At 56.4% G+C, this 15,358-nt stretch carries 13 protein-coding genes and 1 pseudogene; 10 read left to right on the top strand and 4 right to left on the bottom strand.

Translation table 11 applies throughout. The features are described 5' to 3' along the window. Nucleotides 1-363: pseudogene (locus tag VGE80_RS03640) on the bottom strand (twin-arginine translocation signal domain-containing protein); the annotation flags it as partial. A gap of 89 nt (nucleotides 364-452) precedes the next feature. Beyond that, a complete protein-coding gene (locus VGE80_RS03635; protein ID WP_373652513.1) occupies nucleotides 453-1,478 on the bottom strand; it encodes a nucleoside hydrolase in 1,026 nt (341 codons plus the stop codon). Between the two features lie 290 nt (nucleotides 1,479-1,768). On the opposite strand from VGE80_RS03635, the gene VGE80_RS03630 reads away from it, so the two are divergent. From VGE80_RS03630 to VGE80_RS03620, 3 genes are all read left to right on the top strand, one after another. Then, complete coding sequence (locus tag VGE80_RS03630) at nucleotides 1,769-2,188, top strand: hypothetical protein (RefSeq protein WP_440591706.1); 420 nt, start codon at nucleotides 1,769-1,771, stop codon at nucleotides 2,186-2,188. Nucleotides 2,189-2,348: 160 nt separating this feature from the next. Then, nucleotides 2,349-3,314, top strand: a complete 966-nt coding sequence (locus VGE80_RS03625) for a glycosyltransferase (protein WP_373652515.1) — start codon at nucleotides 2,349-2,351, stop codon at nucleotides 3,312-3,314. Nucleotides 3,315-3,519: 205 nt separating this feature from the next. After that, nucleotides 3,520-4,368, top strand: a complete 849-nt coding sequence (locus VGE80_RS03620; RefSeq protein ID WP_373652516.1) for a sugar phosphate isomerase/epimerase family protein — start codon at nucleotides 3,520-3,522, stop codon at nucleotides 4,366-4,368. 224 nt (nucleotides 4,369-4,592) lie between these two features. On the opposite strand, the gene VGE80_RS03615 is transcribed toward VGE80_RS03620, so the two are convergent. Beyond that, a complete protein-coding gene (locus tag VGE80_RS03615; RefSeq protein ID WP_440591705.1) occupies nucleotides 4,593-6,179 on the bottom strand; it encodes a Na+/H+ antiporter in 1,587 nt (528 codons plus the stop codon). 479 nt (nucleotides 6,180-6,658) lie between these two features. Between VGE80_RS03615 and VGE80_RS03610 the strand changes: the two genes are divergently transcribed. Next, entirely contained in the window at nucleotides 6,659-6,820 is a 162-nt protein-coding gene (locus tag VGE80_RS03610) for a hypothetical protein (RefSeq protein WP_373652518.1), read from the top strand. 339 nt (nucleotides 6,821-7,159) lie between these two features. Next, complete coding sequence (locus VGE80_RS03605; RefSeq protein WP_397569674.1) at nucleotides 7,160-8,029, top strand: transglutaminase family protein; 870 nt, start codon at nucleotides 7,160-7,162, stop codon at nucleotides 8,027-8,029. Between the two features lie 84 nt (nucleotides 8,030-8,113). Here the strand turns inward: VGE80_RS03605 and VGE80_RS03600 are convergent, their stop codons facing one another. Then, nucleotides 8,114-8,563, bottom strand: coding sequence for a hypothetical protein (locus VGE80_RS03600; protein ID WP_375314923.1), 450 nt, complete (start codon nucleotides 8,561-8,563; stop codon nucleotides 8,114-8,116). Between the two features lie 513 nt (nucleotides 8,564-9,076). On the opposite strand from VGE80_RS03600, the gene rsmH reads away from it, so the two are divergent. The 5 genes from rsmH (at nucleotide 9,077) to VGE80_RS03575 (ending at nucleotide 15,278) form a co-directional block, all read left to right on the top strand. Further along, a complete protein-coding gene (gene rsmH / locus VGE80_RS03595; RefSeq protein WP_373652521.1) occupies nucleotides 9,077-9,988 on the top strand; it encodes a 16S rRNA (cytosine(1402)-N(4))-methyltransferase RsmH in 912 nt (303 codons plus the stop codon). A 153-nt stretch (nucleotides 9,989-10,141) separates the two neighbouring features. Beyond that, complete coding sequence (locus tag VGE80_RS03590; protein ID WP_373652522.1) at nucleotides 10,142-11,500, top strand: LysM peptidoglycan-binding domain-containing protein; 1,359 nt, start codon at nucleotides 10,142-10,144, stop codon at nucleotides 11,498-11,500. A 41-nt stretch (nucleotides 11,501-11,541) separates the two neighbouring features. Further along, nucleotides 11,542-11,847 (top strand): hypothetical protein, encoded by a 306-nt coding sequence (locus tag VGE80_RS03585; protein WP_373652523.1) that lies wholly within the window; start codon nucleotides 11,542-11,544, stop codon nucleotides 11,845-11,847. Nucleotide 11,848: 1 nt separating this feature from the next. After that, on the top strand, nucleotides 11,849-13,618 hold the full coding sequence (locus VGE80_RS03580; protein WP_440591704.1) for a peptidoglycan D,D-transpeptidase FtsI family protein: 1,770 nt from the start codon (nucleotides 11,849-11,851) through the stop codon (nucleotides 13,616-13,618). A gap of 235 nt (nucleotides 13,619-13,853) precedes the next feature. After that, nucleotides 13,854-15,278 carry a class II fumarate hydratase gene (locus VGE80_RS03575; RefSeq protein ID WP_373652525.1) on the top strand — a complete coding sequence of 475 codons (1,425 nt, stop codon included), beginning with the start codon at nucleotides 13,854-13,856 and terminating at the stop codon, nucleotides 15,276-15,278. Nucleotides 15,279-15,358: the final 80 nt, after the last annotated feature.

Below are 15,358 nucleotides of genomic sequence, written 5' to 3'. Positions count from 1 at the left end.
TTCCTGACGAATCTCGATCCCGTGGCCGCCACCCTGAAACTGTGCTCCGAACGAACGAATATACTTTCCTTCAGAGTCGAAAACGAAGATCGCGGGGTGATCTTTAAGGTCAGTCCGACCTTCGTGGATGACGTACAGGTTTCCTGACTTGTCGGTGGCGACGTTATGGGTAGTCTGCCATGTGAACTTGTCAGGAAGCTGGGGCCACTCGTGCTGAACTTCAAATTGATGTTCGCCTTCTCCCACGATCAACGGCTTGTCGGTTTTCGCCGCTGTCAGAACCATCGGTGCTCCCATGATCACCGTCGCGGCCGCTGCCGAGGTCGAAAGAAACTCACGACGCGAAACGGATTCTGAATTCATGAGAATTCTCCTTGGGGTGAAAGCATTGCTCGAGCGCTCGTTCACAGTTTCACATTGACCTGCCTGACGAAACGATATCGCCCGCCGACTTACTTCAGCGGAGGTTGACTCGACAGTTGCACGAGTGCTTCCAACGTACGGGGCTTCTGCTGGTCAGTCAGCTTCAGGTATTGATGCCGTCCATTCTCAGCCGGAGTGAACCTGGTGAAGCCGTCAGCCTCGACAACGATGTTTCCTTTGGGCGACAGATCGAAGAAGTGTCGATCAGGTTGCACAGCGTAAAGAACGCTCGTCAAATCCCAGGTGGGACGGTTTGCCGGAGGTGGATCGTAGCGATGGTAAGCTTCGGCGACAGGATGATCCGCGACGTACCCGTAATCCTTGAGAATACTTTCCGAGGGGTAGGGGACAGCGATCCCGATCTCGAACCCGCTCCAGACAACCGGCGTGGGCCATTCCTCGGCGAGCTTACGGCAGTTCTCGATGTCATTCACAACATTGTATTCACAGTAGTGTGCGTTGCCATCGATCGGGGTGAATGCGCCCGCCATCACAGACAGCAGCTTCACCTTTTTCTTGACCAGTTCGACCCCACTCAGGGAAGATGCGCTATCCGATTTGCTATCGAGCAGTCGGGCCAGATTGGTTGAAAAACCAACCTGAGCGATCGTCACAGACTGATCCGGTTGTCCCGCCAGCGTCTTACGAAGCAGCGCGACCGCTTCAGGCGCTTTGCTGTTGCCTTCGAGGTCGTGGGGGTAACGGAATTTTCCATCCTTCTTTTCCGCGGCCATGGGGAGATATTTATACGGATCAGGAGTTTTCCCGGGTCGAACGACTCCAATCGGAATATCGCCACGACCGTAGAATGTGTTGATCAGATCAACGAAGGGGGCTGCCAGTTCGCTGTCCTTTGTGATGGTCACCGCCAGCAGTTCACACGCGCCGCGCGACTGCAGCCCATGGATGACCGCCAGCGCCTGAACGTCGTCGACGTCGTTGCCCATGTCGGTATCAAAGATCAGCTTGACAGGCTCTGACGCGGCTCCGGCAGGAGCAAAACCGCATAGAGAAATCGTAAACGTCGCAAGCAGGCAGACCAGTCGACTCGCCATCGGCGAAGGCTCCTCTCTCATGTCTTTCATGGGGATCATCCTTGTTTTCACCTCGAAGGGGTCAGGATGTTACGGATGGGAAAGAACTGCAAGCGAGGACAAAATTTTTGTTGATGGTTTAAAGCCACCGACGTAATCGACGTCAGTCCAGCTTGGATGAGTTTCGATCTGGACTTCGAGATTGTTGTTCAGAAACGCGCTGAGTATCATGGACTCGCAAAGAAAACTTCTCCGCAGCCTTGTGGTTGAACCGGTCGAAATTTCCTGACCCGCAATCGGGAACGCATACGATGACTTCCGAACGACTTCTCCGACTGGCCTCGTGCATCCTGGCTTCCATCGTACTGGCCGTCCCGATGAGTGCAGACGCAGGCATCCCCCATTCTCGAGTGGCCCGCAATGCCGCGATCTCACAAGCTCGAAAAAACTACCAGCAGCAAATGAAACTGCAGACCCAGATGCAGGCGGAAGAGCAAAAAGCGGTTGCCCAGGAGATGCAGAAAGCGGCCGAAGCGGAAGCAGCACAAGAGAAGCAGAAGCGCGAGATGCGCATTAAGGCCAATCGCGATCGTACAGAACGTGAGAAGAAATCCCGCGAAGCGGCAATTGCGAAACGGAAGGCCGAGAATTCTGCCAAAGGCGATTCCGACAACGGCAAGGTGACCGAGCCCACCGCAAAACCCAGCGCTTCGAGTAAGCCGAAAAAATAATTGCTGCCCGTAAAACCCTTCGTGGGGATACGGCACGCTGCCGGAACGGAATCGAGCGTGGGCACAAGTTATCTATCATCCATACCCTCAAACCGTCTTCAACGCATCCTGATCCCCCCGCTAGCATTCGATCTGCGCGTTCCGACCCAACGAGATACTCATGCAATTGTCGATCATCATTCCGGCTTTCAACGAGGCCGAAAGTCTGGTCGAACTCTACTCGCAGATCAATCGCGTCGCTGCTGAGAACGAGCTGGCCATCGAGATCATCTATATCGACGACGGATCGACCGATGGCTCATGGAAAGAGATTCAACAACTCGTCACTTTCGACGATCGCGTGCGCGGCATCCGCTTTCGCCGCAACTTCGGGAAGGCGGCTGCGCTCACGGCGGGAATCTCGGCAGCCAAAGGGAACATCCTCTGCATGCTCGACGCAGATTTGCAGGACGACCCGGAAGAACTACCGAGGTTTCTCGCAAGGTTGAATGACGGCTTTGATGTCGTGAATGGTTGGAAAGTCAGACGACTGGATCCATGGCACAAAGTCTATCCCAGTCGCGTCTTCAACTCGCTCGTTTCCCGGCTAACCGGACTGATCCTGCATGACCACAACTGCGGAATGAAAATGTTTCGTGCCGAAGTCGGTCGAGAGATTCGGATCTACGGGGAACTGCACCGTTTTATCCCGGTGCTGGCACATGCACGGGGATTCCGCGTGACCGAGATCGGGATCCATCACCGATCGCGTAAGCATGGGCACTCCAAGTATGGTTTCCGCCGATTCACGCGCGGCTTCCTAGACCTGATGACCGTGGCATTTCTGACAGGGTACGGTCAGCGACCTCAACATATGCTGGGGGCGATCGGGCTGTGTGCCTTTGGTCTCGGTTTTGCCGGGCTGGGATATCTGGCGGTGACGTGGCTGCTCATGCACGCACTGCACATCTGGGAACCGACTCCGATTGGGAATCGCCCGTTGCTCGCTTACTCGATCGCACTGACGATACTGGGCGCACAAGCGATTTCGCTGGGTCTGCTGGCCGAGTTGCTCGTTTACTACACGGGACGAACCAGCGATTCTTACAGCATTGCCGAGGAAGTCTTTCGGGAGAAGGGGGCCTAAATCCGCTTCGTGGGATTCGCAGTTCCCGCTTCGGATCGGTATTTTGATGTCGCCCATGCAAGCGAGTTCCCTCAAGGGTGAAATCCTCCTCCCGCTCCGGCCTGGCCAGATCGTCTGCCGACGGTGGCCGATATCAGCCGTTTGACGAGGGTCCTTTCACCGGGAACTTTGACGTTAGACAACTCGACTCATGAAGGAACAGCCGATGTCACACCAGCTCAATCGCCGCACCTTTTTGCAGGCTTCCACGCTTGCGGCAGCCTCCTCTGTCTTTTCAGGGATTTCGTTCGCTGAAGGGGCAAAAGATCCTTACCTCGGCCTGAAGATGGGGCTGCAAAGCTACTCTCTGCGGGAATTCAAAGTTGAAGAAGCACTCGAACAGACAAAGATGCTGGGTCTGAAGTACTGGGAAGCGTTCCCCGGCCACCTTCCCATGAGCAGCGTTCCCAAGCACATCGAGTCACAGAAAGAACTGCTCGCCAAAGGTGGCGTAACACTTCTCTCGTACGGTGTGCTGCCATTCGATGGGAATGAGACAGCAGCCCGTGAGCGATTCGACTTCGCCAAAGCAATGGGAATTCAGTCACTGAGCGCTGACCCCAATCCAGACAAAGTGACCTTCGATCTGCTCGACAAACTGGTGGCCGAATACGACGTTGCCATTGCGATCCACAACCATGGTCCCGGCCATCGGTATGACAAGATCAGCGATGTTGAGAAGGTGGTAAAAGATCGGCACCCGAAGATCGGCGCCTGCGTTGATACGGGACACTTTCTGCGCAGCGACGAAGACCCGGTCGAAGCCGTGCAGCGACTTGGGAAGCGCGTCTTCGGCGTTCACCTGAAAGACGTCAAGTCGCTTCCGGGGGGACAGAAACAGTTCAAGATCGCAGGCGAAGGCGATCTGAAGGTGACCGAACTGCTGAAGGCGCTGAAAGCACTGAAGTACCAGTACTGCGTCGCCATCGAGTACGAAGAAAATGCCAAGAATCCACTTTCGGATATCGAAGCCTGTCTGAAGCACGTCCGTGACTGTGCTGCGAAGGTTTCCTGAGTCGAACAGGGATCGAGCGTCTTGACCTGTTTCGCTACCAGGCTCAGACGAGATGATCCCATGTCGACGAAACACGAGCATCGAGCTGCTTGGACATCATGGTTCAAGCAGCTCGATGCGTCTTAGGGGCTCCTCACCCCCCACAGCGGCATGACTCTTGGCGTCCCGTACTCAATTTCGTTGGAACCTTGTCAGGAAGCATTCCGCATCTGGCCGAAATCCTCTTAGCCCTGCTGGCGGAGAAACTCGTAGTCGAGACTGCGCTCGATGCGGCGCAGGACGTCATCACTGATTTTCCCCTGATCGCGTAGTTCAATCACGGTTTGCCGTTCCGACATGAGCAGCTCTTCACGCAGTTGCCGGACAGCGTCTGCACACATCGAGTTCTCCTGGCAATCAGCGGGATTTAGCTGCGCGTTGGCCTGCTGAAGCTTTTTCCCGTAAGCCGAACGGAGTTCGTCCAGGACTTCAGGATCCACATCGCGGGCGACGACGTGCTGTTCCAAGCGATGCAGCGCCGCTTCCGCAGCAGCGATCCGCGCCAGTCCTTCTTCCACTTCGTCCTGATTATCGTTCTTGAGTTCCAGCCGCCGAATCAGGAATGGCAGACTGAGTCCCTGTACAACCAGCGTGGCCACGATCACGCAAAATGACAGAAACATAATCAGATTTCTGTCGGGAAAAGGGGTCTGGCCGCCCGACATCACCAACGGGATCGCCAGTGCCGCGGCGAGCGAATCAACACCCCGCATTCCGGCCCACCCCAACAGCAATACATGCTGCCAGACATAGGGAGGTTCCGCATCCTGGTGTGTGCCCGGCCAAATGCGCGGCAGGTACGCAAATCCAAATACCCAGACAAGTCTCAGCAGGATGACAGTCACACTGATTAACAGACCATACGCCACCAGCTGCGAGAAGGGAACGTTGCCAAGGTCTTCCATGATCGTCCGCAATTCCAGACCAATCAGTACAAAGGCCAGACCTTCAATCAGGAACGTCACCGTGTCCCAGAAGAAGTACGCCTGAATTCGTCCTTCGGGCAAAAGGATTCGTGAAAGCTGCCTGCCGACATACAGGCCCGCAGTGACCGTCGCCAGAATTCCCGAAGCGTCCAGCATCTCGGCTCCCAGGTAGGCGGCATAGCCAGTCAGCAATGACACACTGACGCTCTCAACCTGGTCTTCTAACCGCTTTCGAATCTGGCACGCAGCAATTCCTACCACCAACCCGACAGCGATTCCGGCGGCGCTGTTCCAGATCAGGGCGATCACTGCGGTCGAAACCGGAATTGATCCACTCGACACCGCATCGATTGCCATCTTATAGGCAACCAGCGCCACGATGTCGTTGATCAGACTCTCCCCTTCCAGAATCGTTCCAATACGGCGCGGAATCGCCGTCTCACTCGAGATCGCTGTGACGGCCATCGTATCCGTAGGACCAATAACCGACGCCAGTACGAAGGCACCTGCCCAGCCAAGTCCCGGCACACTCCAGTGCATTACGGCTGCGACCACAACCAGTGTGGCGGCAACCAGACCAATCGACAGAACAAGGATCGGCCGCAAGTTCGAGCGGAAATCGCGGAGTGTCGTCCGCGTCGAAGCGATGTAAACGAGGGGTGTAATGAAGACGAGAAATACGATGTCCGGTGGAATATGGACGATGGGCAAACCGGGGACGAAACCGAGGACAATCCCACCCATCACCAGGAGCACGGGATAAGGGATCTTGATCTTGCGGGCCAATGTCGACAGGACGGCTGCTGCCAGGATCAGTCCGACGACCAGTTCCACGGGATTCATCATGCTGGCTACTTCTCACGGATACACGAGAGCGCAGGACCCCCGACTTCGGTTCTTACTGGTTCCCTCTCGCCCTTGTCATCGTTCCTTCACATTCATGTGAAAGTCAAAAATTTCGGTCCTGGGATTTTCGCACTTCTTGAACTTGCGCCTCACGTCTCCGTCGAGAACTTGCGAGCACGCGAATCCCCCAATGCCCTGCGTGGCGACGAGTTTCTCCACATGGACTTTCAGAGTCTGACACAGGCAGGACTTGTACTCGCGGGAGACGCATTGCGCGAAGATGAGTTACCCCCAGGGGATTGTTCGGATCGTTCGATGGGGATCGAACCAGGCAACGCCTTCTCCCGGCGATCTGGGATGAGCACGAGCCCTCGAGAGAGCACTCTCTGGTTGAGCTTCCTGCCGGGCAATCGTCAGTGGCACGCAAAGTGCTTTCTGTTCCACTGCTTATTCCCCACTCAATTCAGAGGAGTTTGAAAATGGCTGATACAGCGAAGAACGTGAAGTCGGGCATCGACAAGGCAGCCCAGTCAGCAAAGGACCTGACGGATAAGGCCGCCGACGCCGCATCGAAGGCGGCGAAGAACACCGGTGAAGCCGTGAAGGCGGCCGGACAGAAGATCAAAGATGCCGGCAAATAACAGGTGTCAAATAGCAATGTGTTGTGTCGCCTGCCGCTGGCCTTTGGGCTGCGGCAGGTTCTTTGGTCATTGGACTTTGCGAGGGCGGGTCTGAGTTGGGACAAACAAACAGTCCAGTCTGAAAGATTGCGATTGCAGTTCCATCTCATTAGTGACGCGTGAGTGGGAGCAATCGGCGGTGACGTCTGATGCAGAGTTCACCCTCAGGCGTTGTTGTTCGCGGCTCTCGCCGGATTCCACGAGCAAATCAAGCCGGGTTTCACCCACTCAGAAACCAAATAGCCCCGGTATCCTGACGCTTTCGACATCAAATCGATCATTCACCCCGAGGATAGTTGTGTGGCTGATCTCCTGTTAGTCAACCGGATTGAGCATCGAACAGTTTATTCCTATCGACAGCCCGTCACGCTGGGTCAGCATCGGCTTGTGCTTCGCCCAAGAGAAGGTCACAACCTGCGAGTCGAGAACATGCAGATTGCCATCTCGCCGCGTCACGAGATTCAGTGGGCTCACGACATCTATAACAACTCTGTCGCCCTCGTGAGTTTCGTCGAAAGCGCGAGTACCCTGGAAATAACGAGTACGGTTACCGTTCATCGTACTTTTGCAGACGAAGTCCCTCGCAACGACGCGACTCCACGAGTCCCGCTCCCTCTGAACTACGATACGCTGGAATCCCACCTCGTCGCTGTGTACCAAGCTGTCTCTTACCCCGATGATGTCCCTCAGGTGCAGACGTGGCTGAACGGGTTACCTGCGATCCGTTCGTCGAACGACGCGGAATCAGTGTTATCGGACCTCTGTTCGACGATCTGCCAGAAGATCAAATACCAGCGGCGCTATGCCAAGGGAGTCCAGTCGCCTGCAGAAACCATCAATCTCAGCAGTGGTTCGTGTCGCGATACAGCAACGTTGATGATGGACGCCGCGCGGGGACTGGGGCTCGCCGCTCGCTTTGCCAGTGGTTATCTCGATTGCCCGGCATCAGAGGCCGGCAGAGCAGCGATGCACGCCTGGACCGAAGTTTATCTTCCCATTATCGGTTGGCGGGGCTACGACCCGACCCTCGGCGAAATTGTTTCGCGAAAGCATATTCTGGTCGGAGTCAGCCATCATCCGCGCGGGGTGATGCCCGTATCAGGCTTGTTTACCGGTCTCACGGGTGATTTCATCAACATGACCGCCCAGGTGAAGATCGAAAACGTGTGAACCATCTACAAAAAAAGGAACGACGCGTTGGTCGTTCCAGGACAGAAGAAAGTAGAGAATCCGCGTCGAGACGTCACTCGGTGATCAGGTACGATCGCGGAATTGATTGAGGACCGACAAAGCCACCTGTTCACGAGCACCGGCACGAACAGTCAGGACGATCACTTCCGCAGGGCCCGTGGAGTGGTCCAACCCCTTCGTCGATGGATATCCAGTGGTACCATTGGTTCCGCCCGCAGTCACTGCGGCGGCAGCCCCGGAAAACAAAAGGCCGAACGTCCCAGCCGTCATCACGGGACTCATCAGGTTTGTTTCCATGGCAGGAACAATGCCTGACAGCATTCCCACCCCACAGAGGGCTCCGATCCCCAGACCCAAAAGGGTGCGTGGGGTCAGTTTGCTCTCGGGTCTTGGGTCTTCTAAAAGCTCACCGTCGACGTGCGACACCTGCAATTGCGAGTCACCGAATCCCGCGTTTCGCAGGTTTCTCACGGCAGACTGAGCACTCGCGCGGTCTTCGAAAACCTCTACCAAAACTCCATCTCTTTGAGAAAGTGTGACCATTGTGTACTCATCAATCTTATGGGGAATTGGTTTAGAACTTCAGTTGATGAGCAGTACGTAGCAAACCTCGCGCCGAAGGAAATTAGTACCCGGCAAAGTGAGATTTTCCCATCAAAACAAGGGAAACGGCACGCCGGGCAAATCCTGAATCGTGAAGCAGACCTCAGGCAGCATTGGATAAACTGATCGGTAGCCCTCCTTCTTGTTTTCCCGACGACCTGTGGCGGCCGGGAAGAATTGGCGCCGGTGCTGTTACGATCCGGACCAAACGATCTCTTGAGGCGGGATGGTGAACGGGCGCGGGATCTGTTCGTTCGATCAGTCTGCCCCTGTTTTACAGGGGCGGTGGGATCTCTCGGCGGAAACTGGTCTTCACAGATTCCGAGTCCTTTCTTATAAGCCCAAACCGCGTGTTTTCGCACGGAACCGATCGAGTCACTCGCAACACGCCTTCACCCCAGCCCTTTGTACGTTGAAATTGCTATGGAGCCTCATTCGCCCAGTCATGAATCGCAAGCCGTTCACGTCCCCGTCATGGTTCGTGAAGTGCTCGCACACCTCAGACTGGCTCCCGGAATGGTGGTTGTGGATGGAACTGCGGGTGCAGGTGGCCACAGTAGCGAGATTCTCAAAGCGATTGGCCCGCAGGGTCGACTCATTGGACTGGATCGCGATCCGATGATGCTGGCACACGCCGCGAAGCGGGTCGCTGGCGAAAACGTGTCGCTGCACCACGCGAGTTATGTCAAACTCCCTGCGATCCTTGCCGAACTAAAAATCGACGCCGTTGATCGCATCCTCTTGGACCTCGGGCTGTCATCGGATCAGCTTTCTGATCGATCGCGCGGATTCGGCTTCAGTAGTGACGGCCCTCTTGATTTGCGATTCGACATTTCCACCGGACAAAGCGCTGCGGACCTGCTGGCCCAAGGGAGCGCTGAGCAACTGGAAGAGATCTTTCGTGAATACGGTGAAGAGCCATTAGCCCGGCCGCTCGCGGAATACCTTGTGAAATTGCGGTCCACTCGCCCTATTCGTACAGGTTTGGATCTCACTACTGCCGTTTCGGAATGTCCTTCGATTCGCCGCCAGGGCCCCAGTGACAAGAATCCGGCCACGCGCGTGTTTCAGGCCCTGCGGATTGCGGTCAATCACGAGCTCGATCATGTCCAGCAAGGGATTGCATCGAGTTGCTTCCAGTCCTTGAAGGTCGGTGGCCTGCTCGCCGTCATTACGTTTCATTCTCTCGAAGACCGCATCGTTAAAAATGAATTTCGTCAGAAGCAGCGATGGGACAATCTCACATCCAAACCGATTGTCGCATCGCCACAGGAACAGCGTTTTAATCCCCGATGTCGTTCAGCCAAGCTGCGAGTCGCAATGAAAAAAGCGTGATGAGGTGACTCATCAGGGATCCATGAAACCTGGTGCCGCCACTTGCCGGCCCCAGGCCATCGAAGATAAAGCAATACCTATCCGCCAGACCATCGGTTCGACAACGTTTTCAGCCAACAGTCAAAACAAGTCTTTCGAGGAAGGAACCTCACTATGACACGCGAAACCAAAGTCGGCCTGATGATGGTCGCCCTGCTGGTCGGCGTGTTCGGATTTCTGATCTACCAGCGAATCCACCGGCCCCTCGAGGGCCTGGCGGTCCAGGATTCGCCGAAAGATCGATCGGCCCGGGAAGTCCCGGAAGCTTCCGACGAGGAAGAACTGAGTCACCTGGAACAGAGCGAACTTCGGAGAACGGAACGTCCCTCGGTTTCGCAACTTCTGGCTCGGGATGAAGTGAAAACGGCACCCCGGATGAAGGAAGAACGAGGGTCCGAGTTCAAGGCGACTCAATGGAAGAATTCACCTCCAAAACTCCCGTCGGACGAATCGGACGAAGTGGAGTTCGATTCACCTCAGCAACGGACATCCGTTCGCAAGGCGTCAACCCCGCAGAACCACACCGTCTCGTTTGATGAAGATTTCGCTGAAGCCACGACGGTGGTTGAAACTCCAAAAGTGATTCCCGCAGCCGCTCAGATACCAGCACCGGACCCATTCGATCTCGATGAGCAGACCGAACCGACAGAGGACGATTCCGCAGAGGAGGACGAGCCCCAGCGAGAACCTCGGCCGCTTGTAATGCCCCCTGCGGACGAGGAAACGTCAGAAGTCGACGAACCATCATTCGATGAAGACCCGTCATCCGAAAGCGCGATGGACCTGGAACCGGTCGAGACCACGCCTGCGCTTGCGCCAACTCGAAATCGCCAAGTCTATCAAACGAGCGAGTATGACACCGAGCTTCAGCCCCCCCCGGGAAGTGAACGTCGTCCAGCGCCCGTGGCGATTGATGAAACACCTTTCTCACCCGAGCCAACCCGGACGGTTTCGACGGCACGAGGGTCGACCTATGTGATCGAGCCCAATGACAACTTCTGGGTGATCTCCCGCAAACGCTATGGGGAAGGCCGGTTCTACATGGCTCTCGCTCGTCACAATCAACAGATGATCTCTGATCCGAAAAGAATGAGACCGGGAACGACTATCGAAACTCCTGATGCCTCGGTGCTGGAGCAGTTGTATTCCGACGTCATCCCCAAGCCTGCGGCGCCCGAGTCGGCTCCCGGCACGACCACCTCCCGCCCCCGCCCCCGCAATACCGAGGAAGCGAATCCTGCAGGCTTCTTCATTTCTAGCGACGGTCAGCCGATGTATCGCATCGCCGATCAGGATACGCTGTCGGACATCGCCAAATCGCATCTGGGACGTTCCTCGCGGTGGGTCCAGATTCTTGAAATGAACCGCAATGTTCTCCAAGACGGTAATGAACTCAAAATCGGCACCGTTTTGCGGTTACCCGCTGACGCAAGCCGAGTCCAGGTGGTGGGGGCCACTCGCGAATACCGATAGGGGTGAGACCACTCGGCCAGTTCCCCACTACGGATCGTCCGATGTTCTTCCGCTTTGGTTTCGCTCTTTGCCTGATTGTCCTGATTGCGCTGATTGGAACGGCGCTCGAAAAGGAAATTCTGCAACTGAAACGGGCCCTCAGTCACCAGCAATTCCGCATGGAGGCCCTGCTGGATGCCCATGTTCGCCTGCGATTGGAAGCCCAGCGACTGGGGACACCCGAGCGCCTGCTGGGACCACTCGAACGTGGGGAACTCCCCCTGGAACGTCCTGCCCGGCCACAACGTTCGGATCAGCGCCGCGCCCCATTGATGCAGTGGGACCGCGCCGCGGAAACGGCGGGCTGATATGGAAAGCGCTTCCTGCAATCAAGACTGCACCCCTTCACTGGGCCGCGCACGCCTGGTAGTGACGCTGCTCGGTCTCGGCTGGCTGGTCCTGGCAGCTCGATTGATCCAGATTCAGTGGTGGCAACAAGACCAGTTCGCCAAAAAGGCTGAACAGCAGCGGGAATTCTGGGAAGAGACTCGGGTCCGACCGGCTGATATCGTTGACCGACACGGAAGGCTGCTGGCAACCACGCTCACGACTCGCAGCCTGTACGTCGTCCCGGCGAGAATCACTCAACCCGAAGCGTTCGCATCGGCGCTTGCTGAAGTCATCGGAGTCGATGCGGAAAATCTGCGTGACAAGATTCGGTCGAACGACAAACGTCAGTTTCTGTGGGTGAAAAGACGCCTGACTGAGTCGGAAGTCGAGGCCGTGAGAGCGCTGAAGTTGCCGGCGACGACATGGGGATTTCGCGAAGAGTATCGGCGAGAGTATCCCCAGGGTGACCTCGCCGCTCAGGTGCTCGGGTTGCGAGATATCGATGGTGTGGGACGTGGAGGAATTGAAGAGCGATTCGACGCCATCCTGTGTGGAAAGCATGGCCGACGTCAGATGGCTCGAGATTCTCGCGGGCATGTGATTGAGATCCTCAATGACGAAAACAAAGACGTACCGGCCGTGCCTGGCCGCGTCGTAAGACTAACTCTGGACGCAGTAATTCAGCTCTATGCCGAACGCGAACTCGACCGCGTCATGGAGGAGTGGCAACCCGAAAGCTGCAGTGCCGTGGTGATGGATCCCCGCAACGGGGATGTCCTCGCCATGGCGAATCGTCCCACGTTTGATCCGAACCGCCCGGAAAAGGCATCCCCCGAATCGTGGAAGAACCGCGTCATCGCTGACATCTACGAACCGGGTTCGACATTCAAACCGATGATCGTCAGCTATGGCCTGCATGAAGGAATCATCCAGACCCAAGACACCTTCCATTGCGAGAACGGTCAGTACCGGATGGGGCGGCGCGTGCTACACGACCATCATCGGTACGGTCCACTGAGTCTGACGGATGTCCTGGTCAAATCGAGCAATATCGGGATGGCCAAGATCGGTGAGCAGATGGGCAACGAACGCCTCTACGATGCGGCGAGAATCTTTGGTTTTGGCCGCAAAACGGGGATCGAACTTCCTGGCGAGTTGCCCGGGATTCTTCGTCCTTTGAACGAATGGACGACCTATTCCACTGGATCGATTCCGATGGGACATGAGCTCGCCACAACCCCGCTGCAATTGATTACGGCCCATTCGGCTCTCGCCAATGGCGGCACGTTAATTCGCCCTCGCATTGTCCTCGTCGAGGATCAGGATTCGATCTCCGCAGTTACGCACATCGAATCAACCACCGTCTCGAGCGAAACGGCACGCTGGGTGATTCAGCAGCCCATGCAGGAGGTGGTGACCAGAGGCACGGGTAAAAAGGCACAGATCCCCGGCTATCGCGTGTTCGGAAAGACAGGCACGGCCCAATCGCTGTCACCAGAGGGGGGCTACCTGCACGAGAAGTACATTAGCTCGTTCGTCTGTGGGGCCCCCGTCGAGTCACCCCGGCTGCTGATCCTGGTCGTGGTCAATCAATCCTCGGTGGGCGGTGAGACGTTCGGAGGCAAAGTCGCCGCACCCGCCGCCGCTAAAATTCTTCGTCAGTCGCTTATGTATCTCCGAGTCACCCCGGATGACCAGCCCCCGCGATCGGCGGCCAACACAAAAGCCAGTGACGCTGAGCAGGAATAACTCAGCATCTGTTCCGTCGCCCGGTGTCGCCATCGTGAGTCCCCGACTCCCCATCCTGTTGATTTTCGCAGCATTCGGGAACAATCCGGGGTCGTCTCGGGAACCTCCCCTCGCTCGGGTTGCGTGAACTCCAAATGACACGTCAGGGACGCTATAGTGGAAGTTGTACGCCCGCTCCCGCAGCGGTTGTGATCTCCCAATTTTGTCACGTTTCCAAAAGCCGAGCCGAATTCTGATGAGTGAATTTCGTACCGAACACGATTCGATGGGTGATGTCCAGGTCCCAGCGAAGGCCTATTACGGCGCACAAACACAACGCGCGGTTGAAAACTTCCCCGTGTCCGGCTGGACGCTGAGGTCCGAAATGATCCGTGCCATGGGACTGGTCAAGTGGGCTGCCGGAGTCGCCAATCGCGATCTGGGCAAACTCACCGGTACGGGAAAGAACCCGCTTACCGCCGAACAAGTTGACGCCATGTTGACGGCCGCCAAGGAAGTCGTTGCCGGAAAGTTCGACGCGGAATTCCCCATCGACGTCTTTCAGACGGGATCGGGAACGTCCAGCAACATGAATATCAACGAAGTGATTTCGAACCGTGCCATCGAAATCATGAAGGGGAATCGCTTCGAAATGAAGAAGCCGATTCATCCCAACGATCACGTCAACATGGGACAGAGCACCAACGACACCTTCCCGACAGCAATCCACGTTGCCGTGGGGATCGCCATTCATCAGCGACTGATTCCCGCCCTGGAACGATTCGCCACTGTCCTCAGTGACAAGGCCGCTCAGTGGGACAAGATCATCAAGATCGGACGAACCCACCTCGCCGACGCAACGCCACTCCGACTCGGTCAGGAATTCGGTGGCTTTGCCCGCCAGTTGCAGTTGAGTGTTGGACGAGCAAAGCAGGCACTGCAGGCTGTGCTGGAACTTCCCGTCGGGGGAACGGCAGTCGGAACGGGAATTAATACCCACCCCGATTTTTCTCGACTCACCTGCGCCGCGCTTGCGAAAGAGACGGGCATCGAGTTCATCGAAGCGGTCAACCACTTTGAAGGAAACGCCCAGCGTGATGGTCTGGTCGAATGCCATGGACAGTTGCGCACCATTGCCACGACCCTGTTTAACGTCGCCAACAACATTCGGTGGCTGGGATCGGGACCTCGTTGCGGCTTTTACGAAGTGATGCTGCCAGACCGCCAGCCCGGCAGTTCGATTATGCCTGGGAAGGTGAATCCGGTCATGTGCGAGAGCCTGATGCAGGTTGCTGCCCGCGTCATCGGCAACGACCAGACGGTGGCTTTCAGCGGTGCGACTGGCGGCCAGTTCCAGTTGAACATCATGATGCCCATCATGGGGCATGCAACCCTGGAATCGGTGGCGCTGCTCGCTCAGGGAACCACCGCATTCGTCGACCTGTGTGCTGTGGACATGGAAGCCAACACAGAAGCCTGCGAAGCAAGCGTCGAAAAGAGTCTCGCCATGGTCACCAGTCTGAACCCTTACATTGGCTATGAAAAGGCCGCTGCCCTTGCCAAGGAAGCATTCAAGAGTGGTAAGACCATCCGCCAGTTGTGTCGTGAACAGAACATACTGCCAGACGACCAACTGACAAAGGCGCTCGACCCGTGGAGCATGACTGAGCCGCAGGCGTAACTTCCCGTGGTATCGCTGGTCCCCGTTTGTCACGAGCGGATTCGCCAGTGAAGCCACTGCTGTCTTTCGAGAAGTGGGCC

Source organism: Schlesneria sp., assembly GCF_036405755.1.
Taxonomy (GTDB): Bacteria; Planctomycetota; Planctomycetia; order Planctomycetales; family Planctomycetaceae; genus Schlesneria; species Schlesneria sphaerica.
The sequence above is the reverse complement of the archived record's forward strand: the minus strand, read 5'-3'. Positions and strand labels throughout refer to the sequence as shown.